General features: G+C 61.8%; 16 protein-coding genes. 10 read left to right on the top strand and 6 right to left on the bottom strand.

Features of this window, described 5'->3' with window-relative positions; all coding sequences use genetic code 11:
* Nucleotides 1-178 precede the first annotated feature (178 nt).
* Nucleotides 179-1,120, top strand: coding sequence for a galactose oxidase-like domain-containing protein (locus PQQ86_RS09505; RefSeq protein WP_408266017.1), 942 nt, complete (start codon nt 179-181; stop codon nt 1,118-1,120).
* Nucleotides 1,117-1,545 carry a hypothetical protein gene (locus PQQ86_RS09510; RefSeq protein WP_408266019.1) on the top strand — a complete coding sequence of 143 codons (429 nt, stop codon included), beginning with the start codon at nt 1,117-1,119 and terminating at the stop codon, nt 1,543-1,545. Before PQQ86_RS09505 ends, PQQ86_RS09510 begins: the two co-directional genes overlap by 4 nt.
* Before the next feature lie 21 nt (nt 1,546-1,566).
* Here PQQ86_RS09510 and PQQ86_RS09515 read toward each other — a convergent pair whose 3' ends face one another.
* Nucleotides 1,567-2,199 (bottom strand): CGNR zinc finger domain-containing protein, encoded by a 633-nt coding sequence (locus PQQ86_RS09515; RefSeq protein ID WP_408266020.1) that lies wholly within the window; start codon nt 2,197-2,199, stop codon nt 1,567-1,569.
* Nucleotides 2,200-2,376: 177 nt separating this feature from the next.
* Between PQQ86_RS09515 and PQQ86_RS09520 the strand changes: the two genes are divergently transcribed.
* The 3 genes from PQQ86_RS09520 (at nt 2,377) to PQQ86_RS09530 (ending at nt 4,866) form a co-directional block, all read left to right on the top strand.
* Entirely contained in the window at nt 2,377-3,072 is a 696-nt protein-coding gene (locus PQQ86_RS09520) for an alpha/beta fold hydrolase (protein ID WP_408266022.1), read from the top strand.
* A gap of 83 nt (nt 3,073-3,155) precedes the next feature.
* The gene (locus PQQ86_RS09525; RefSeq protein WP_408266024.1) at nt 3,156-4,010 is read left to right on the top strand and encodes an alpha/beta fold hydrolase; all 855 of its coding nucleotides are present in this window, start codon (nt 3,156-3,158) and stop codon (nt 4,008-4,010) included.
* Nucleotides 4,011-4,095: 85 nt separating this feature from the next.
* Nucleotides 4,096-4,866 (top strand): SDR family oxidoreductase, encoded by a 771-nt coding sequence (locus PQQ86_RS09530; RefSeq protein WP_408266025.1) that lies wholly within the window; start codon nt 4,096-4,098, stop codon nt 4,864-4,866.
* Between the two features lie 79 nt (nt 4,867-4,945).
* On the opposite strand, the gene PQQ86_RS09535 is transcribed toward PQQ86_RS09530, so the two are convergent.
* Nucleotides 4,946-5,320 (bottom strand): VOC family protein, encoded by a 375-nt coding sequence (locus PQQ86_RS09535; protein WP_408266027.1) that lies wholly within the window; start codon nt 5,318-5,320, stop codon nt 4,946-4,948.
* Between the two features lie 172 nt (nt 5,321-5,492).
* Between PQQ86_RS09535 and PQQ86_RS09540 the strand changes: the two genes are divergently transcribed.
* The 4 genes from PQQ86_RS09540 (at nt 5,493) to PQQ86_RS09555 (ending at nt 10,916) form a co-directional block, all read left to right on the top strand.
* The gene (locus PQQ86_RS09540) at nt 5,493-6,185 is read left to right on the top strand and encodes an NnrU family protein (RefSeq protein WP_408266029.1); all 693 of its coding nucleotides are present in this window, start codon (nt 5,493-5,495) and stop codon (nt 6,183-6,185) included.
* Nucleotides 6,186-6,656: 471 nt separating this feature from the next.
* Nucleotides 6,657-8,975 (top strand): sigma 54-interacting transcriptional regulator, encoded by a 2,319-nt coding sequence (locus PQQ86_RS09545; RefSeq protein ID WP_408266031.1) that lies wholly within the window; start codon nt 6,657-6,659, stop codon nt 8,973-8,975.
* Nucleotides 8,965-10,182, top strand: coding sequence for an S-methyl thiohydantoin desulfurase domain-containing protein (locus PQQ86_RS09550; RefSeq protein ID WP_408266033.1), 1,218 nt, complete (start codon nt 8,965-8,967; stop codon nt 10,180-10,182). Before PQQ86_RS09545 ends, PQQ86_RS09550 begins: the two co-directional genes overlap by 11 nt.
* The gene (locus PQQ86_RS09555) at nt 10,179-10,916 is read left to right on the top strand and encodes an aspartate/glutamate racemase family protein (RefSeq protein ID WP_408266035.1); all 738 of its coding nucleotides are present in this window, start codon (nt 10,179-10,181) and stop codon (nt 10,914-10,916) included. The genes PQQ86_RS09550 and PQQ86_RS09555 overlap by 4 nt, the downstream gene beginning before the upstream one ends.
* 135 nt (nt 10,917-11,051) lie before the next feature.
* Here PQQ86_RS09555 and PQQ86_RS09560 read toward each other — a convergent pair whose 3' ends face one another.
* From PQQ86_RS09560 to PQQ86_RS09575, 4 genes are all read right to left on the bottom strand, one after another.
* Nucleotides 11,052-11,594, bottom strand: a complete 543-nt coding sequence (locus tag PQQ86_RS09560; RefSeq protein WP_408266037.1) for a hypothetical protein — start codon at nt 11,592-11,594, stop codon at nt 11,052-11,054.
* A gap of 283 nt (nt 11,595-11,877) precedes the next feature.
* Nucleotides 11,878-12,180: a hypothetical protein gene (locus tag PQQ86_RS09565; protein ID WP_408266039.1), complete on the bottom strand. Its 303-nt coding sequence runs from the start codon at nt 12,178-12,180 to the stop codon at nt 11,878-11,880.
* Nucleotides 12,181-12,269: 89 nt separating this feature from the next.
* Complete coding sequence (locus tag PQQ86_RS09570; protein WP_408266041.1) at nt 12,270-12,857, bottom strand: ATP phosphoribosyltransferase regulatory subunit; 588 nt, start codon at nt 12,855-12,857, stop codon at nt 12,270-12,272.
* Nucleotides 12,858-13,140: 283 nt separating this feature from the next.
* The gene (locus tag PQQ86_RS09575) at nt 13,141-13,800 is read right to left on the bottom strand and encodes an NADPH-dependent F420 reductase (protein ID WP_408266043.1); all 660 of its coding nucleotides are present in this window, start codon (nt 13,798-13,800) and stop codon (nt 13,141-13,143) included.
* A 133-nt stretch (nt 13,801-13,933) separates the two neighbouring features.
* Between PQQ86_RS09575 and PQQ86_RS09580 the strand changes: the two genes are divergently transcribed.
* Nucleotides 13,934-14,830, top strand: coding sequence for a LysR family transcriptional regulator (locus PQQ86_RS09580; protein ID WP_408266045.1), 897 nt, complete (start codon nt 13,934-13,936; stop codon nt 14,828-14,830).
* Nucleotides 14,831-15,041 lie beyond the last annotated feature (211 nt).

The following is a 15,041-nucleotide window of genomic DNA, read 5'->3' on the forward strand; positions in this document are numbered from 1 at the left end:
TTGCTCATTGCACTCACGACAAGCTTGGGCGCATTTTCCGGACGCGCCGAAGCGCAAACGGCAGCCACGATCAGCCTGAGCGGCACGAGTTTGTGTGCGGACGTCAATGCGGAATCGAAAACGCCTGGCGCCGCGGTGATTTCCTTGGGGCTGCAACGGCGGCAACAATCAGAGCTGGGTGCCGACACCTGCCGGCACCCAATATAAATTCGTCAATCAGAACAGCAAGCTATGCATGGAGGTGGCGGGAATCAGCCTGGATCCCGGCGCGGCTGTCGATCAATGGACCTGCAACGGCCAGGCGAACCAAAGCTTCACGCTAACGCCGCAAAATAATGGCTTCGCGATCATCGCGGCGCACAGCGGCCTGTGTCTGGCCTCGGCGAGCCTGACCGCACAGGGTCCGCAGATCACGCAGCAGGCCTGCAACGGGACCGCGCTGCAAACCTGGCAGATCAGCGGCATGAGTGTGAAGACGCTGCCGTCGAAGTGGACCGCGCCGTACAACCTGACACTCGTGCCGGCGGCGGCCAATCTTCCCGACGGGACCGTCGTGGCCTGGTCAGCCGACAGCCAGGTGGATTTCACATCGGGCGAGGTCACGCCGGGCAACACGTATACGGCGATCTTCAATCCGGCGACAGGCACCAGCAAACAGGTGCTGGTCACCAATACCGGGCACGATATGTTCTGCCCAGGCATTGTCAATCTCCCGGACGGCCGCATTTTTGTGACCGGCGGCTCGAGCAGCGACAAGACGAGTTTCTACACGCCTTCGACCCACGCCTGGTCTTCCGGCGACCTCATGAATATTCCGCGCGGCTACGAGGGCAGCGTCACGCTGAGCAATGGCGATGTGTTCCTGGTGGGCGGCTCATGGAATGGCGGCATGGGCGGCAAGAGGATGAAGGCGTTCGCGCTGATGCGGCTGTCGTCGGTGACACATTCGGTCAACAATGAGCAGCGGCGCGTGCCGGTGAGTTTCACGGTGGGCACGGCAGGCGAATACCTGGTGGCCATCCCCTCCGATCCCGGTGTGGTGGTGCCGGGCTACTACATGCTGTTCGCCCTGAACGCGAAGGGCGTGCCGAGCGTCTCACGCACGCTGCTCATCCAGTGACGGCATTACGGATCCAACGCTCGGCGATCGGCCTCGCGCTTGTCGCCGTGGCGTGTTCGGCCAACGCTGCACAGCCGTGTGAATCCGCTGATCTGGGCTGCGCGATCTTCAATGGGCAGCATGCGATCCCCGCGCATCTGCGCGACGACGATCGCACATTACCGGACTGGACAACCCGCTGCATCAATTGCCACACCGGCAAGCAACCGGCGGAGGCCTTCGCCCCACCCTTGACGCCCAGCTATCTGCTTGATGCGATCAGCCGTCGAGGGGGGCCGCCCAGTCGCTATAACCCGGACACCTTCTGCCGCGTGCTCAAGGACGGCGTCGATCCGGCCAGCGTCATGCTGCGCAAGTCCATGCCCAACTATCAGATATCCGATACCGAGTGCGCAGCGCTTTGGCGTTTCATCACGAGCGGTTAGTCGCGTAGCGACAGCCGCAACCTAGCCGTTCTCGTGCTCCTTAAGCCGCTTGCGGTGAGCCGCGACCTTCGCGCGATTACCGCAGATTGCCATGCTGCACCACCGGCGCGCGTGGCCACGCGTGTGATCCGCAAACAGCAACGTGCATTTGGGGCCTTCGCACGCTTTCACGTACGTGAAGTCCTCTTCGCATACCAGCTTCGCCAACGCCTCAGCGATGGGCATCAGTACCGACTCCGCCGACTGCCAGCGCCGCTTCGCGCGAAGCTCAAAGCTCGCCGCGCCGCTCGAGGTGTTCGGCACGATTTCGCCATGCTGCTGGTCCCGTTCGAGCAGTTGATTCAAGGGTTCGAGCTCGCGTAAATCTTTGGCGACGAGCGGCCGCCCTTTCCTTTTCCGCACAAATCCCCTGAACCACTCGCGCAATTCGCGCGCACGTGCCGCAACGTCGTCGAGTTCGGCCGGTGTCGAGCGGGTCCGTATTTCCGCGAGTGCGGCGGGCGGCACGAACCCGGTCTGCTCCAACCAGGCAAGTAAATCTTCTCCATCGCTGATCCAGTCGACGGCCTCATCCACCGGCGTCGCGACCGAGTTCAGGAAATCCAGACCAGGCGCATCGGCCACCAGGATCGCGGGCATCTGACGGTAGTCCATTTCTCATGACGAATATGAAGTGACGATGGATACATCGTAACCACTAAAAATGCACTTGACAAGTTACACGCCCGCTTTGTAACCTGTAAATACACGTTTTACAGGTTACAAAGCGGGCGACTCGACGCGATGTGCGTGTATCACAAGCAGCACCCCATTCCCTCAAAGGAGCGAGAAATGTCTATTGGCAATGTGAGCGCGGTGCTTGTGCACGGCGCGTGGGCAGATGGATCAAGCTGGAGCAAGGTCGTCGAGCGCCTGAAGGCACACGGCATCAACGCAGTAGCGGCGCCGTTGCCGCTGACCTCTTTGCATGAAGACCTGGCCGCCCTCAACAGAACGCTGGAACGCATCGAAAGTCCGGTTGTTCTTGCTGGACATGCTTACGCCGGTGCAGTAATCGGATCGACGCGCGCCGACAACGTCAAAGCGCTGGTCTACGTCGCCGCGCTTGCGCCAGCCGAAGGCGAAACGGTGGGCGATGTGTTCTACCGCGGCGAAGCACACCCACTGGCACCCAGACTGGCACCTGATCGGCATGGCCTGATCTGGTTGCCCGAAGAGACATTCGCAGCGGCGTTTGCGCAGAACGCCACCGCGCAGGAATTGACGGTGCTCGGCGCGGTTCAACGTCCCATTTCGGTGTCGTGCATTGGCGAGGCGGTTGGGCGCCCACTCTGGGCGGACCGGCCGAGCTGGTTTCTGACCGCGGAGCAGGACCGGATGATCAGTCCCGACACGCAACATTTCATGGCACAGCGCATGAACGCGCGCGTGCATTCGCACCAGGTCGATCACACGCCTATCGTCACAGCCCCTGACGTCGTCACCGACGTGATCGTCGAAGCGGTTCAAGCCGTCTCGGGCCGCTAGGGATTACTCAAACCTGTCATGCCGACAGGCGCTCTTTTCGCCTGCCATTTCGAATACACCTCTACCCAAACGGGAGTCAACCCATGTCCTCCATTGCCTATCGTTACGCTGATGTCAACGACGTCAAGGTGTTCTATCGCGAAGCGGGTCGTCCGACCGCACCGAAACTGCTACTCCTCCACGGTTTTCCGAGCTCGAGCCACATGTTTCGAGACCTGATCCCGCTACTGGCCGAGCACTTCCATATCGTCGCGCCCGATCTGCCTGGTTTCGGCCAGTCGGACATGCCGAGCCGCGATGCTTTCGCGTACACGTTCGACAACATCGCCACCGTGATCGAATGCTTCACCGAGCAGATCGGTTTCGATCGTTTTGCTATGTACGTATTCGATTACGGCGCGCCGACTGGCTTCCGGCTTGCCGTCCGGCACCCCGAGCGGATCGCCGCGATCATCTCGCAGAATGGCAACGCATACGAAGAAGGTCTGAGCGAAGGCTGGAATCCGATCCGCGCTTACTGGCAGGATCCGTCACAGGCCAATCGCGAAGCGCTTCGCGCTATGCTGACGCACGAAACGACCGTGTGGCAGTACACGCATGGCGTACAGGACACGGCCTCCGTGTCGCCAGACGGCTACTCACTCGACGACTTCTATCTGAGCCGCCCGGGCGCGGACGAGATCCAGCTCGATCTGTTCGGCGACTACCGGAACAATGTCGCGTTGTATCCCGCATTCCAGCAGTATTTCCGCAGCCACCAGCCCCCTTTGCTCGCCGTGTGGGGGGCGAACGATCCGTTTTTCCTGCCGCCAGGCGCCGAGGCGTTCAAGCGCGACATCCCGAATGCCGAGGTGCGCTTTTTCGACACCGGCCACTTCGCGCTGGAAACGCATGCGGCAGAGATCGCCGCGGCTATTTCCGGATTTCTGATTCGCTGACAGGCGAACGCAGCGTGATGGTTGTCCATTGAGTCGCTGGTTTAGCGACTCATCGAGTCCGGTCCAGGAATGAAGGAGAAAGGAAATGTCGAACGAGGTAGCAATCGTTACAGGTGCGAGTCAGGGTATTGGCCGTTCAACCGCCATCAGGTTGGCGCGAGACTTTGCGTCGGTCGTGGTGGTTGCGCGCAATCGTGAGAACCTCGATCAGACCGCCGACGAAGTAAGAAAGGCCGGTGCAAAAGCCCTTCCAATCGACCTCGACTTATCAGATCCGGAAGCCGCACAGAAGATCGTCGATCAGACGCTGTCGGCGTTCGGCCAGATCGACGCGTTACTCAATATCGCGGGCGCGGTGCCGCAGATCGATGTCTTCGAGATGAGCGACGATCAATGGGACCGCGGCTTCGCGCTGAAGCTGCACGGCGCGCGGCGATTGACGATCGCGGCATGGCCGTCGTTGAAGAAAACCTCAGGATCGGTGGTGCTGATGTCGGGTAACTCGGCGCTGTTTCCCAAAGCACCTTACGCCGCCGTCGGCACGATCAACGCGGCGATTGTCGCGCTGGCGAAAGCCTTCTCGGACCGTGGGATTGCAGACGGCGTACAGGTCAACAGCGTGCTGCCCGGACCGGTGATGACAGGCCGGCGGCAATCCTATCTGGAACATTGGGCGCCGCTCCACAACATGACGGTCGAAGAAGCGAAGGCGCGCTTTCCTGTCGAAGCGGGAATCGCGCGCTATGGCACACCCGAAGAGATCGCCGAGTTGATGGCGTTCATCGTGTCGCCCGCGGCGCACTGGATGACAGGTTCGACGTTGAGGATGGACGGCGGCGAGGTCAAGTCGATCTGAACGGCCATCAAACTGACCGTTCGCAGCGAGGCCCGGAGCGGACGTGCACCTGGCCTCGCGAGTCTGCTCGATGAAAGGGCTAGGCCTCGGGTTGGTGGCAAACCACCTCGATGTTGTGCCCGTCCGGACCAATCACAAAAGCTGCATAGTAGTTCGCGTGGTAATGCGGGCGCAGACCCGGCGCGCCATTGTCTTTGGCACCCGTCTCCAGCGCCGCACGATAGAAAGCTTCAACTTGTTGGCGATTCTCGGCCGTGAACGCCAGGTGAAGATGCGCCGGCTTCTCCTCGGTCTGGTACAGGCACAATGAAGCCTTACCTGGCGGGCTAAGCTCGACACCGTACGTCGGCGGCCCCTCCCCGACAACAGCTACGCCGATCGGTTCGAGTGCCTTAATGAAGAACGCTTTGCTCGCTGCATAGTCGCTGACTCCGAATTTGACGTGGTCGAACATGGGCTCTCCTGAAGGGTGTGGGCCTGCGCGAGGCCGCACGTGATTTAGAGATCTCCGCGATGTTGCCACACACAGCCACAAGAAGGGAAAGCGCAAAGGAGTAATCTTCGGTACTGAAATTGGAACACGCGCAATACGGTCACCCAACGATATAACGTGAGGAGCCAGGCGAATGGGAAGCACCAACGCAGTTGCGGCGGCAGCAGTCGCCTTCGTGGGGAGTCACTTTGTCCTGTCCCATCCGCTGCGCAGGAGGCTGGTCAGCGCGATTGGCGAAAAAGGGTTTCTGGGCGTCTATTCGCTGGTTGCCTTCGTGACGCTCGGCTGGTTGATCGCCGCCTACCTGAAGGCGCCTTTGACGGCACCCCTATGGCCGGTAGGAGACGGGGTCTGGGCGGTTGCGACCGTGGTCATGCTGATCGCATCGATCCTCCTGATGGGCTCTCTGATCCGCAACCCGGCGCTGCCCACCGGCGGCCGGCCCGCTGCGTTCCCGGAAGCGGCGCTCGGCGTGTACGCAGTGACGCGCCACCCGATGTTGTGGTCGTTCGTACTGTGGGGGCTGTGTCACATCGCGGTGTTCCCGGTGGCCAGGAGCAACATCGTTGCAACGGCTATCGTCGTTCTCGCGCTCGTCGGCGCTGCCTTGCAGGACCGGAAGAAGGAGCAGCTTCAGCCCGATCTCTGGCCTGAATGGGAGTCGAAGACGAGCTACCTGCCGTTCGCGGCGATCGCGGCTGGCCGCGCGCGGCTGGGCAGGTTCGGCTTGCACGCGTTGTTGGGTGGTTTCGTTGTTTGGCTCGTCGCGACCTGGGCTCATATGCCACTCACCGGATGGGCCGCAGGCATCTGGCGCTGGTTGTAATCGCAGCGTGGCCTGCAAACCATAAACGCTTCGACAGCATCGGCATCGGCTACTCCCGGCCCGCGTCCGCCGCAAGCCGCGGCGGCGCAGCCACCAATCTTGACACTCACCTTTCATTCGATGAGCCCGGCACGGCATCCGGGACACGTTTCATTTCCCGCCATATTGACATTCCCCACTGATACTTTCATTTCTACGGACACTGCCGCCGCAGAGAACTCATCCGCTTGCCCAAGCACGCAGCACACCGCAATGCAATCCGCAATCACCGCTGTTGCGAGGGTTATTGTCGAAAAGACAACATCGGCGACAAGCCGTCATACTCTGTCTCTTTATTGCGGCGGACGTGCCGACAACGCAATCGGAAAATCTGGCCAGACGCCAGACCGATATGCATCGCCGTCCGCTCCGTCTTTTCGACGGTAATTTCCGCGTTGCGCAACGCGCGGATCAAGTGGAGCGTATTTTGTAATGAGTTACACCTCTGACGTTCCGTTCGCTCACGACAAGGCTGATTCCGGTGCCTTTGTGGGCGGCGCGCCAGCGTTTCGTCAACTGGTCCGCATGATCGATCGGGTTGCCCCCACCGATCATCCGTTGCTCATTTTTGGACCGACCGGTTCGGGCAAGGAACTGGTCGCTCGCCGTGTGCACGCACATAGCCTGCGCCAGGATCAACCTTTCGTCGACGTCAACTGCGGCGCGATTCCAGAGAACCTCGTCGAAGCCGAATTGTTCGGCCACGTTAAAGGCGCCTTCACCGGCGCGGGTGAAAACCGCCAGGGACTTTTCCAGCAGGTCGGCAAGGGCACGCTGCTGCTCGACGAAATCGGCGAACTGCCGCTCGCGCTGCAACCCAAACTGCTGCGCGTACTTGAAACGCGAACTTTCCGTCCGATTGGTTCGTCAACCAGTCTGCACTTCGCAGGACGCGTGGTTGCCTCGACTCACCGCGACCTGCGCGAACTCGCACGCGAAGGGCTCTTTCGCGAGGACCTCTTCTACCGGCTCGCGGTCTTCGTGCTTGCCGTGCCCGGACTCGAACAGCGCGTCGAGGACATCCCCGCGCTTGTCACCCACTTCGCGTCACAGCACACGCGTCGTCTGGAGTTTTCGCCGGCCGCCGTTCGCCGGCTTGCCCAGCACGCATGGCCGGGCCACATCCGGCAATTGCGCAACCTGATCAGCCAGTTGAGCGTGCTCGCCGAAAACACGAACATCGACGTCGACTCGCTCGAGCCGTTTCTCGCCAACGAAACCGGCGGACCGGTGTCGCGCGCAAGCCTCGCCGACATGCTGCTGCAACTCGAAGGGCGCGACAAACTCGCCGCCGCCGAAGATCTTTTGATCGACCGCGCGCTCGAGCGGACCGGGCGCAACAAGAGTGCGGCGGCCACCCTGTTGGGAGTGGGCCGCAAAACAATCGAGCGGCGTCTGAAGTCGCGCGAGGAACACCACCGTGAAGCGCGCAAGTGCCTCGAACATGCGAGCGCGCTGATCGAGGAATCGAAGTTCGCCGAAGCCATTCCGCCGTTGCGCCGCTGCCTCGACCTGCTGCAAACTCCGCACGAACAGGAGGCCGCGCGCCGTCTTCAGTTCGACGCCTACCGCTTGCTCGGCATGAGCCTGCGTAGCGTGCACGGCTGGCTGTACGCGGAGGCCACCGCCTGCTACGCCGCCGCGCTGGCCGTCGGCGAAGGCGTCTGTACCCCCGCCGAAATCGCCGCGATCCAGTTCGGCGTCTGGACCACGCAGCTAACGACGCTCCAGCTCAAGCAGGCGCGTGCAACCGCGCAAAACATGCTGGAGCGCGCGCAGAACGGCGGTGATCGGGTCTCGCTCGACGAAGCTCACGTCGCGATGACGAACACCCTCTTCTGGCTCGGCGACAGCGAGGAAGCCCTTGCCTGTCTCGCGCGCGGCAACCTGCTCGGCGTGTCGCGCGACGACACCCGCACGGGCTCGCAAGGGATCGATCTCGCCAGTCTCGCGTTGACTTTCGAAGGACTCGCGGCCTACCAGATCGGCGCCTTCGGGCAGGCGCGGCGCGCCATGGAAATGTTGATCCTGCGCGCCTCCGAGCCAGGCGCACACGCGTTCGCTCATGCCGTCAACCTGCAGGGCGCCGCCTGGCTCGCCTGCCTGTTCGAGGACATGGACCGGCTGGGACACCTCGCGAGCGAGCTCGAGTCGGTCTCGATCGCGAACGGCTTCGCGTTCTACCGGGGCGTCGGGCAGGTCCTTCGCGCATGCCACCTCAGCGCGCTCGGCCATTCCGACGAAGGGGAAACTGTCATGCTCGACGGCTACGATAACCACGTCGTTTGCAATGGCGGTGCGCTGTTCTATTCCTTCATGGCGTGGCAGCACGGCGAGCTGCTGCTGCGCGCCGGCCGCGCGAAAACATGCGAGGCGATGCTCGCCGCCGCGATCGATGAGACCCTCGCGCGTCAGGAACGTGTCTACCTGGGCGAGCTTCTGGTCACCCGGGCGCGCGCGCAGTGGGCACTCGGCGAGGTGAACGCTGCGGAACTGGGTCTGCGTACCGCGATGTCTACTGCGCTCGCGTTCGGTTCGGTGCCGGCGCGCGTGGACGCTGCGCGTTATCTCGGTGATCTGTTGCGCGCCACCGGACGCATCGCCGAAGCAATCGACGTCCTCGAGCGCGGTTTGCGCTCGCTGACGACTGATTCGAGCACGCGTGTCACCAGCGCCATGAGTTTGCTCGCCGAACTCCAGCGCGAAGTTTCTATCGATGTCTACACGAAAGGAATAACAAATGGCATATGAGTTACGCAAGGAAGACCTGGAACCGCTGCTGCTGGGCGCCGCGTTCTTTGGCAGCGGTGGCGGCGGCACAATCGAATCCGCGCGGCATCTGGCTGCGCATTTTGTCCCCGGCGATTACTACTCGACCGACACGATCAAGGTTGTATCCGTCGAAGAAGCCACCGAAGGCGCGGCCGTCATGGTCGCCTATCTCGGCGCGCCAGAAGCGATCAATTCGGCCATCTATCCGCTCGGGCCGGTGACGGCTGTGCAGAATGTCCAGGTCCGGCTCGCATCGCAATCCACCAGGCTCGCCTATGTGATGCCGCCGGAAAGCGGCGCGCTGGGCTTCACCGTGGCGGCGCTCGTCGCGGCGAAGCTCGGCCTCGCGGTCATCGACGCTGACGGAGCCGGCCGCGCCGTTCCCTCGCTGCCGATGCTCACCTTCGCGGCCGCCGAGATCGATCCGCGCCCGGCGTTCCTCGTGAGCCAGGGCGGCCTGTGCGTCGAACTCGACGTGACGCCGCGCGACAGCAACCACGGCGGGCCGACTCATCAACGCGACGTGTCGGCGATCGTCGAGCAGATGATGCGTCCGGTTGTCGCCGATCCCGAGTTCGGCCAGTTCGGCGGCCTTGCGATGTGGGTCATGACGCCGGCCGATATCGGCCGCGCGACCCCCATTCGTGGCACGTTAAAACGCGCGCTGGACCTCGGACGCGCGGTGCAGGCCGGGCAGATTGGCAGCGCCCAGCAGATGATCGGCTATCTCGACGAACGTTGCGGGCTCGCCGCGCGCGCTATCTCGGAGCCGGGCGAACTGGTCTCGGCCGAAGTCGATACGAGCGGCGGCTTCGACGTCGGCAAGATTCGCATTCAGGCCGGCCAACATACTTACACGGTGATGTACCAGAACGAGTCGCTGCTCGCATGGGACAGCGCGAGTCCTCAGCCGATCGTGCTGTCGCCGGACAGCGTCGCCTATTTCGTCGGCGGCGAAGGCCAGTCGATCTACAGCAACGGCGACCTCGTGCAGGATGACGGTTCGCTGAACCCGGCGATCGGCAAGCGTCCCGTCACGCTGATTGCCTGGCGTGCCGAAGCCGAACTGCGCAAGCCCGGTCTGATTCTCGACAGCTTCATGCAATTGCTGAACTCGCTCGGCTATCTCGGGCCGTATGTGCCGCTGGAATCGCTCCCCTCCACGACCAAGGGAAACTTATCTTGAACACGCCGTTGAGCCCAACTCTGCGCATCTGTGTGCTCGTGCCCGTCGCCACGTCGCAATACAACGAGCGCATCCTGAAGGCGATCGCACCGGTCGTGCCGCCGGACGTCCAGGTCGAGATTCGCAACATCACGCAGGGGCACCCTGATATCGAGAACCGCACGAACTGGCTGCAGAACGGCATGCCGGTGGTCGAGCTTGCGCAAGCAATCGCAAACGACGGTTTCGACGGTATCTGGCTGACCGACTTCGATATGTGCGGCGTTGAAGCCGCGCGCGAAGTAATCGATATTCCGATCATCGGCGGCTTTCCCGCTACGGCCTTCACGGCGCTTGCACTCAGCCAGCGCTTCTCGATCGTCACGATCCTGCAAAGCACGCTCGCGATGCAGCGCGGTCATCCGCAGACCTATGGCATCCAGGACTCGTTCGCGTCGATCCGTGCGATCAATTGCCCCGTCGCGCAACTCGACGACATCGACGTGGTGATCATTCGCACCTTCGAAGCCGCGCTGAAGGCGATCAACGAGGACGGCGCCCAGTCCATTCTGCTCGGATGCACAGGTTTCGTGGACGTCGCGAGCCGCGTCTCCCAACTGCTCAGCAAGGAACTGGGCGCCTATGTGCCGGTGATCGATCCGAATCAGGCCGGCTTCAGCTTCCTCGTGTCACTGGTGCGTATGCAGGTGCGCCCTAGCCGGTTGACCTATAGCAAGGTCAGTCTCCAGTCGTAACCAGCGCTTCGTTCCCTGCCTGTCTATCCATCCGGCGCGGCGCGCGATTGTCGCGCCGGATGTTCTTGCCCCAATCAGCCTCTCTCCCGCACCACCTTCCGGCTTCCTCGCCGAGTTCGTCGTCATACGGACGAATTAGTCCTTCAATGCGCCGTGATTTGCCGATTGGACGAAATCGTCCACTTTCAGGCGCGTGCATGGACGAGACTGTCCAATGCCGCCACTGAAATGTTTCGACATTCCCGTTGCCATGCGGCTTCGCAGCATGGCACATTGATTGCTTATATAAGCTTGATAGCCGCCACCGACCGATAAAAACGACCACCAAGGCGGCAGTAGTACCCAGAACTTGCAATTAACCTGCCAGACAAGCCGGGGAACCTGAGGGACCAAAAAAGATCGCGCGCTGCAATGTGTTCGACGCACCGACGTCTGGCGACGTCCTGTTTGTTTCTGGATCGCCGACGCCGCAGATCGAGGGATCGCCGTGAATCGTCGCGATCCTGCGGTTAGTGATCCGAACCATGTCTGACGCACGATCAACGCCAACGATACAAATTCGCTGGCGGCAGTTTGAGAGAGGGCTGTGCTGTTGTTGTGGCTGTAACTGTTGTGTGTCGGCACGTGGCGACCGAATACTTCCATAGAGAAGATCGTTGCAATGCGTAACGCCGACACGGTGGAATCCGCCTGGCTATGCATCAGGCGGGCCGCTGCGAGGTTCGGCCGTCGTTGCCTCCCTTTGCGGGGACCAGCAGCGGCGGCCCGCCCTTTTAATTTGTTCGCGTCAATCGCGGCACATCGACCGATTCTGCGTGAAGCACGCTGCGGCACTCACGCACCCGGCCACCCCCACAGGTTTTTCCGGATAGCCAGGTAAGCGGTCTTTTTCGCATTGCATTGCATTACCGCGCAGATCCACCGCGCGGACAAGAATCTGCTTTAGAAGCCCTGAGCGGTGTCAGATAGTTAGCGGCGTCGCGAACGGACCAGACTGGCCATCCACGGGGAAATCGAACAATGCACCACCACCTTTTCGAAAGCGAACTCGTTCATCTTGAACGCGTAGTGGCATGCGCGCCGCAAAAACCTTTTCCGCCGACCTACTGGCGCGATCGCGTCGAACATCTGAAAAATTCTCCGCAGGCGCCGATGTATCGCCACCGTATTGCCCGCCTTTCACGGCTTGTCGGTGAATTGCACGGGTGACCGCGTTCGATACCTGCGCCAAAGCGCACGCGGCGCGAATCAAGCGCACCGGCATTGCTTAAATCCGCAACTGCATCCTGTTGCCTGAAGCGCGCGTCGCTTCGGGCAACAGATCAGCTCGTGTCGATCAATCCACCCCGCCCTCTACGCTAGGCATTGAGCCACCATCGCAAGCAGTAACCGTTCCGCGCCGATACCGAACCCCGCACCTTCCCGATACGCCCCACCGCCGACGATCTGCTGTTGCGCGCCGAGTTCGGTGCAGCGCATCTCGAAGCCCATGCCGTTCAGGTAATAGCTAAGACCGCGTCGCGCCGTGCTGTCGAGTTCGTAACGCAGTCCGAACGAATCCAGAAAATCCGCCACGATCTGCTGGCTGCGCAGGTTGGCCCGTTGCGGATCCGGGCAAAGATATTCGAAACCGAGTTGCGAGAATTCGCGGTAACGGCCCGCCTGAGGCCGCTCATACCGATAGCACCGCGCAACGTAGAACAACATGCGCTCTGTCTGCCGTCCCAGCAATTCCTTGCAGCGCTCCTGGAAGAGCGCTGTCGCTTCCGGGATCAGACAGCAGGGTCTGCCTTTCTTGTCCGGGAAAGCCCACATCTGCCCGATGACCTCACTGCCACCGGCTTTCTGGATGAAGGTGTCTTGTCCCCACAGCGCGGGAACGATCGCCTCCTCTGCCCCGGCTTCAATGAAGGTAGCTCCGGAAGCGGTTTTCGAGTGCACGAATCTGTGCGGCTTCGGTTCCGACGATAAAACGGGTTCCACGGATCATGGTCATGTCTGGTCTCTTGTGCGTAGAAATAAAAAAAGGCGCCCTGGGCGCCTTGGTCGTTGGTGCATGAAACGGGATCAATGAAGCCCCGATTCCCTGCTATGGACGTAACGAACCACGGCGCAACAGCATGCGGCCGTGATGGTGGTGAGAATTGAACAGTACGTTACGGGATTCCATGGAGGGCATAGTCGCACATCGATTTGATTTTGGGAACACATCGTCACGCTCTACTCAATGCCGCCACGATCCATGCGGCAACTCGACGTGCCGCTGCGCCGCCGCCAATCCTTCAGTGATGCCCGCACGATCCAGTGCAATGCAATAGACCGGCTTCGCGCGCTCGAAACGCCAACTGTCGGCGAGCGCACCGGCATCGACCGGATCGAAGCCGAACTGATCGAGAAGCCCGCGCACGACGTGTTTGGCCCGTTCGTCATCGCTGGCGAACGGCAGTGCCCGACGGTTCGGCGCGTCGGCAGGCTTGCCGTCCGTTTCGAGGTCTTTCGCCAGAATCGCGTTGAAGGCCTTGACCACTTTCGCGCCCGGCAACGCAGCGGCCAGCATCTGACTGGTGGTCGTCGAGCGACTGTCGAGCGCCTCGATGTGGCCGTCGCGGTCGGGATAGTAGTTGCACGTGTCGATCACGATCTTGCCGTCGAGTGCCGCCACCGGCAGCGTGCCAATGTTGCTGAAGGGCACGGTCACCACCACTACGTCGCCGAACTTCGCCGCCTCTTCAGCCGTGCCGAGCGCACAGCCAAGCACCGCGGCCGTACTGATCAAGGTTCGCGGATCACGGGAATTACTGATCATCACTTCGTGACCATGGTTCTTCGCGACAGTCGCCATCGCGCGGCCGAGAAAACCGGCGCCGAGAATGCCTATCTTCATATTTCACACTCCATGTTTAACCGCGGATCGCTCGGCTGAGCGCCCGCCCATCGGTGAGAAGCACTATGATTCAAAACTTTAACCGGATAAATGGGTGTAGTTTGATGGCTGTCGAAACCATAGGTGGGGAATCATGGACCGTTTGACCAGCATGGCCGTGTTCGTGAAAACGGCCGACAGCGGCTCGTTCGCCGCGGCCGCGCTCGCCTTCGGCATCTCCGCGCAGATGGCCGGTAAGCATGTCAGCACACTGGAGGAACGCGTCGGCGCGCGTTTGCTTAACCGGACCACGCGCCGCCAGAGCCTCACGGAGATCGGCCAGATTTTCTACGAACGCTGCAAGACGCTGCTGGCGGATGCCGAAGCGGCCGAATCGGTCGCGCAGGAGCTGTCCGCCTCGCCGCGTGGGCGTTTGCGCATCACGGCGCCGGTGACCTTCGGCGCCTGCTGTCTCGCGCCGATGATCACGCGCTATCTGAAGGCCAACCCTGAGGTACGGGTCGAGTTGGCGCTGACCGACCGCTTCGTCGACCTGATCGACGAAGGCTATGAAGCCGCGATCCGTCTCGGTTCGCTGTCGGATTCGTCGTTGATTGCCCGACCGTTGATGCCGTACCGGCTAATCGCCTGCGCGTCGCCCGGCTACCTGGCAGAGCGCGGCGAGCTGCAGACGCCGCAAGCGCTGGCGGAGCACGAGTGCCTGAGATTCGTCTATACGAGCCTGCCGGTTGAGACCGAATGGCGTTTCGCCGACGCACAAGGCGAACACGTCGTGCCGATCTCAGGCCGCTTTCAGGCCAATGACGTGAAAGCGCTGCTGGCCGCGGCCCTCAATGGCGGCGGCGTGATCCTCGCGCCCGAAGTGGCGGTGAAGGACGAACTCGCCGCGGGGCGGCTGGTACGTCTGCTAAACGGCTACGAAGCGCCCGCACGCCCCATGCATCTGGTGTTTCCGGCAAGCCGCGCCACCCCGAAACTGCGTGCGTTTGTCGATCAGGTAGTGGCCGAATTCGGACCGCACGCCGCGTGAAGTGGGCAGCTGGGCACATCCGGAAGACGGCCTCCGCTACCCGCCAATCTCCACCCATTAGCCGCTAGAATTGCCGCCTTTGCCCGCGTCGGGCGCGCGACAAGGCAAAATACCGGTTTTGCGCGCGCAAAACGCGCCGCAATTCCGGATGGATCAGACCTCGGCGGCAGGCTTGCCGCCGACCCTCGCAATGACGCATGACGACGGCCCA

The organism is Paraburkholderia sediminicola, assembly GCF_046026675.1.
In the GTDB taxonomy this organism is placed as follows: Bacteria; Pseudomonadota; Gammaproteobacteria; order Burkholderiales; family Burkholderiaceae; genus Paraburkholderia; species Paraburkholderia sediminicola_F.

Excerpts from the sequence above, each read along its gene's own strand:
- PQQ86_RS09535 (WP_408266027.1), bottom strand. The coding sequence starts at position 5,320 with ATGTTCGACCACGTCAAATTCGGAGTCAGCGACTATGCAGCGAGCAAA.
- PQQ86_RS09580 (WP_408266045.1), top strand. The coding sequence starts at position 13,934 with ATGGACCGTTTGACCAGCATGGCCGTGTTCGTGAAAACGGCCGACAGC.
- PQQ86_RS09515 (WP_408266020.1), bottom strand. The coding sequence starts at position 2,199 with ATGGACTACCGTCAGATGCCCGCGATCCTGGTGGCCGATGCGCCTGGT.
- PQQ86_RS09545 (WP_408266031.1), top strand. The coding sequence starts at position 6,657 with ATGAGTTACACCTCTGACGTTCCGTTCGCTCACGACAAGGCTGATTCC.
- PQQ86_RS09525 (WP_408266024.1), top strand. The coding sequence starts at position 3,156 with ATGTCCTCCATTGCCTATCGTTACGCTGATGTCAACGACGTCAAGGTG.
- PQQ86_RS09565 (WP_408266039.1), bottom strand. The coding sequence starts at position 12,180 with ATGCCGGTGCGCTTGATTCGCGCCGCGTGCGCTTTGGCGCAGGTATCG.
- PQQ86_RS09575 (WP_408266043.1), bottom strand. The coding sequence starts at position 13,800 with ATGAAGATAGGCATTCTCGGCGCCGGTTTTCTCGGCCGCGCGATGGCG.
- PQQ86_RS09550 (WP_408266033.1), top strand. The coding sequence starts at position 8,965 with ATGGCATATGAGTTACGCAAGGAAGACCTGGAACCGCTGCTGCTGGGC.
- PQQ86_RS09530 (WP_408266025.1), top strand. The coding sequence starts at position 4,096 with ATGTCGAACGAGGTAGCAATCGTTACAGGTGCGAGTCAGGGTATTGGC.
- PQQ86_RS09520 (WP_408266022.1), top strand. The coding sequence starts at position 2,377 with ATGTCTATTGGCAATGTGAGCGCGGTGCTTGTGCACGGCGCGTGGGCA.
- PQQ86_RS09540 (WP_408266029.1), top strand. The coding sequence starts at position 5,493 with ATGGGAAGCACCAACGCAGTTGCGGCGGCAGCAGTCGCCTTCGTGGGG.